The sequence below is a fragment of the Cupriavidus sp. SK-3 genome, from assembly GCF_000611145.1.
Taxonomy (GTDB): domain Bacteria; phylum Pseudomonadota; class Gammaproteobacteria; order Burkholderiales; family Burkholderiaceae; genus Cupriavidus.
In genome coordinates, this window is sequence record NZ_JFJV02000090.1 from 1 (window position 1) to 3,878 (window position 3,878).

Genomic DNA, 3,878 nt, shown 5'->3' on the forward strand with positions numbered 1-3,878 from the left:
GGTGGGGATAGTTGTGTATAAGCGCATGGGCCTAACGTACGAAAAAGTCCGTTTCTTGACGGCACCCAGAGTTGGACGACTGCATATGCCTCATCATGCACACATAGCGGAGACTTGTCCACAGGAGTACGCCGCCATGCGGGAGGCCAGTCAGCGCTTCAACGCGTTAGTGGAGCGCTATCTCTCTGAAGATCCAGCCGTTTCAGAAGCGAATTTGCTGGCCGCAATTGACCTGAAGCACCAACTGCACTGACCTGCCTGACCACCCCGGCCCAACCCGCCGGGGCGATTTCCACTTTGCCGCCGTCAACCGGGGTGAATGCAGGCAGAATTGCAGCATTCACACACTCGAGCTCACCATGACCAGCCTCGACCCAGCGGCAATCGTCAACTGGCACGCGCACGTGTATTTCGATGCTTCAAGCCGCGATGCGGCGTGGGCGCTCAGGGAAGTCATCGTGGTACGCTTCGGCGCGTCGCGCAGATAGGTCGTTTCCATGAACGTCCGATAGGTCCCCATCCGCAGTGGTCGTATCAGCTCGTGTTCGACCGCCCACACTTCGATAGCATTGTCGAATGGCTGACGCTGAACCACGGCATGCTGGATGTATTTCTCCATCCGAACACGGGTGACGCCTTGCGCGATCATCGCGATGCCGCCATGTGGATCGGCCACTCACATCCGTTGAACCTGGCGGCGCTGGGCGGGTAGCAAAACCTACGGCTTCCAAGCCGCCGTCCTGCCAGCCCGCGCACCGCTCAGCCGATAAAGGCCTTTTCCAGTACGAAGTGGCCCGGCTCGCTCATATTGCCTCCGATGAAGCCGCGCGCCTCCAGCAGGCCCCGACCATATCGGGGCTGCCATACAGCAATGACGCGGTCGTTTCGGTGGAGAACGAGGGAACATCGAGCTCGAACAGTTCGCCGGATTCGATCAGTTCGGTGATACGGCTGCGATTGTGGAAGTCCTCGCGCGTGACCGTGGGGAAATAGACCAGTTTTTCGCGGACCAGGTCGCCTAGGTATTCATGGGGTCACGCCAAGATTCATAATTGCTCTGCAGCGCATAATTTACGAATCCCGGCCAACTCTCTTTCCCGACACGCGGGGGCTGTACCGCGATGTGTGCTGAATGCTGCACGTCCACTACGGCGTCACGCCCACCGCGAACAAGCTCTACAGCCTGGTGCGCAAGGGCAGCATGGGCACACCGGCGGAGGTGCCGCAGGGGTTCTGGCAGGAGTTGCCCGGGCGCACCCGCGTCGCGATCGACCATCCGGATTTTTCCGGAAGAGTTGAAACAGGTGGCCGCCGAAGCGGTCAAGACGATCTGGCAGGCGGCCAACGAAGTGGCCACGGGCGAGCTGGCGATGCGACGCAGGCCGACACCGGGGCGCGCGCGAGGAGGGGGTGGCGCTCTCGGCCCCGTTCGCCGCCGAGCGGCAATCTCACGCCGTGACGCAGGCGCGGCTGGAGGCAAGGCGGGCCGAGCTGGCAGCTGCGGGCCGGCAACTGACGAAACTGCGCACCCAATTCTCGACGGAGGTCGAGCTCGCCCGCGAGCAGGTGGTCATCGCGCAGGAACGCGCCGAAGCCAGCGAATGGCGGTAACCGTCAGCGGAACCCGTCTGGCGAGTAGAGGGCGGCGATGAGAAGGTAGGAGCTTCACGATCTCTGGGAGTGAAGCGATGGCCGATCAGCGGGAAGGTAAGAGCGGACGAGCCGGGGCAAGGTATGACCGCCACGATGAGGCTTTCTGGCGCGATCTGCTGGCGCAATGGCGGAACAGCGGCGGGAACATTCGCGCCTTCTGCCGACAACACGGCTTGGCGGTCAGCACTTTCGGCTTGTGGCGCAAGCGATTGAGCCAAGAGCAGCCATTGCCGGTGGCACCGCCAATGGCAGTGACTGCGGACACAGCATTCATCGCTGCGACAACTGTTGCGGTGCCGAATGTCCTGCCGACAAGCGACTCAGCACTATCGAGGTCACGCGACCAGGTGGTCGTTACGCTCGGCGGCGCACGTATCGAGATGGCCGGGGTGCATGCCGAACGCATCGTGCGCTTCGTGCTGGGCCAGTTGGGAGGAGGCCGGTGCTGATCAGCGGCGATGTGCAGGCTTTCATCTGCCGTGACGCGGTTGACATGCGCAAGTCCATCGACGGCCTATCGTATCTGGTGGAGCCGTTGCTGGCCAAGAATCCCCTGTCGGGCCACCTGTTTGTCTTCGTCGGGCGCGATCGATCGAAGGTCAAGATTCTGTATTGGGACCGCACCGGCTTCGCGTTGTGGTACAAGCGGCTTTCGCACGGCCGGTTTCCTTCGCCGGCGACGCTAGCCCAGCGTGGCTTCACGCTGGCCGAATTGAACGCTTGGCTCGAAGGCATCGAGATCCCTGCGGTTCGGCCCCACCGCACTGTCACGGCAACGCGCATCTTGTGACTTGTAAACCTGCCGGCGCTGGCGCATCATGGCGCCATGCTTCCGGTACTGACACCCTCCGACCTGCCAGCCGATCTCGAGGCGGTACGCACCCTCGCGCTGGAGCAGAACCGGGTCGCCCGCGCGCTGTGGGAGCAACTGGAGATATTGAAGCACCAGATCGCGCAGCTTAACCGCGCGCAGTTCGGCGCCAGTTCCGAGCGTCTGCCGGGTCAGGCTGAACTCTTTGCCGCACCGCTCGATCTGCCGTTACCGCCAACCGCCGCAGAGGTCAAAGTGGCGGGCCACACCCGCAAGGGGCGCCCGGCACTGCCCAAGGACCTACCGCGCACGCGGATCGAATACGATCTGTCCGCGGCGGAGAAGGCCGCCTTCGATTCACTGCAGCGCATCGGCGAGGAGCGCAGCGAGACGCTGCATTACGAGCCAGCCAAGCTTACCGTCATCGAGCACATCCGCTTCAAGTATGCGGCCATGAAGAACGGTGAGTCCACCATCGTGACCGCCACCGCGCAGCCCTCGTCGTTACCCAAGAGCAACGCCAGCGCTGGCCTGCTCGCCAACATCCAGGTCAATACCTTTGTGGACCACTTGCCGATCCACCGGCAGGAGATGGGCTACGCCCGTCTGGGCATTCACCTGCCGCGTGCCACGCTGTGTGAATGGAAGCTGGGGGCCGCCGAGCTGCTGGAGACGCTCCTGCCATCCTTGCGCATCCACATCCTGCAGGCACCGCGCCTGCACCTGGACGACACCACGCTGCCGTTGCTCGAACGCGGGCGCGCCACCACCAAGCAGGCGCACCTGTGGGGCTACTTCGGAGCCGGTCAGCAGCAGGAGAACGGGCTGTGGGTCGATCACCCGCCGGCGGTCATGTTCGAGTTCGCCGAATCCCGTGCCGCCACCCATCCGCTCACATTCCTGCGCGAGTATCGGGGGTACCTGCAGGCCGACGCCTACAGTGGTCACGATGCCCTCTATCGCACCGGCCGCATCATCGAAGTCGGTTGCTGGGCGCATTGCAGGAGACGCTTCTTTGAGATCGCCAAGGTGCAGAAGGCGCCTGGGTTGGCCGCGCAGGCGCTGGCGTGGATCGCCCAGTTGTATGCCATCGAGGCCGGCATCAAGGACAAGCCACCGGATCACAAACTGGCAGAGCGACAGGCGCAATCCGTGCCGCTGCTCGCCCAGTTCCACCAGTGGCTGCTAGGCAATGCCCATGGCTTGCTGGCCAGGCAGCCGTTGGAGCAGGCCTTCGGCTATGCACTGCGACATTGGCAGGCCCTCGTGCGCTACACCGAAAGCGGTATCCTGGAGCCGGACAACAATCGCCTCGAGCGCGCCATCCGCCCAATTGCCGTTGGCAGAGCGAATTTTATGTTCGTGGGCTCGCCGCGTGGCGGGCGTGCCGCCGCGACGATGTACTCGCTGCTGG

3 protein-coding genes and 4 pseudogenes are annotated in these 3,878 nt (G+C 63.4%); 6 read left to right on the forward strand and 1 reads right to left on the reverse strand.

Annotated elements, in window-relative coordinates:
- Both CF70_RS37580 and CF70_RS34670 read left to right on the forward strand, forming a co-directional pair.
- Window positions 1–253 (forward strand): annotated as a pseudogene (locus CF70_RS37580) (hypothetical protein); the annotation flags it as partial.
- A 106-nt stretch (window positions 254–359) separates the two neighbouring features.
- Window positions 360–712, forward strand: a pseudogene (locus CF70_RS34670) (DOPA 4,5-dioxygenase family protein).
- A 47-nt stretch (window positions 713–759) separates the two neighbouring features.
- Here CF70_RS34670 and CF70_RS38760 read toward each other — a convergent pair.
- Window positions 760–1,031 (reverse strand): annotated as a pseudogene (locus tag CF70_RS38760) (ferredoxin--NADP reductase); the annotation flags it as partial.
- Between the two features lie 101 nt (window positions 1,032–1,132).
- On the opposite strand from CF70_RS38760, the pseudogene CF70_RS34680 reads away from it, so the two are divergent.
- The 4 genes and pseudogenes from CF70_RS34680 to tnpC form a co-directional block, all read left to right on the forward strand.
- Window positions 1,133–1,608 (forward strand): annotated as a pseudogene (locus CF70_RS34680) (DNA-binding protein); the annotation flags it as partial.
- A gap of 80 nt (window positions 1,609–1,688) precedes the next feature.
- The gene (gene tnpA, locus CF70_RS36915; protein ID WP_035863424.1) at window positions 1,689–2,102 is read left to right on the forward strand and encodes an IS66 family insertion sequence element accessory protein TnpA; all 414 of its coding nucleotides are present in this window, start codon (window positions 1,689–1,691) and stop codon (window positions 2,100–2,102) included.
- Complete coding sequence (gene tnpB, locus CF70_RS36920) at window positions 2,096–2,443, forward strand: IS66 family insertion sequence element accessory protein TnpB (protein ID WP_035863426.1); 348 nt, start codon at window positions 2,096–2,098, stop codon at window positions 2,441–2,443. Before tnpA ends, tnpB begins: the two co-directional genes overlap by 7 nt.
- A gap of 36 nt (window positions 2,444–2,479) precedes the next feature.
- Window positions 2,480–3,878, forward strand: a 1,399-nt coding sequence (gene tnpC, locus CF70_RS09420; protein ID WP_051648201.1) for an IS66 family transposase, incomplete at its 3' end; no start/stop codon positions are given.

Excerpts from the sequence above, each read along its gene's own strand:
- tnpA (WP_035863424.1), top strand. The coding sequence starts at position 1,689 with ATGGCCGATCAGCGGGAAGGTAAGAGCGGACGAGCCGGGGCAAGGTAT.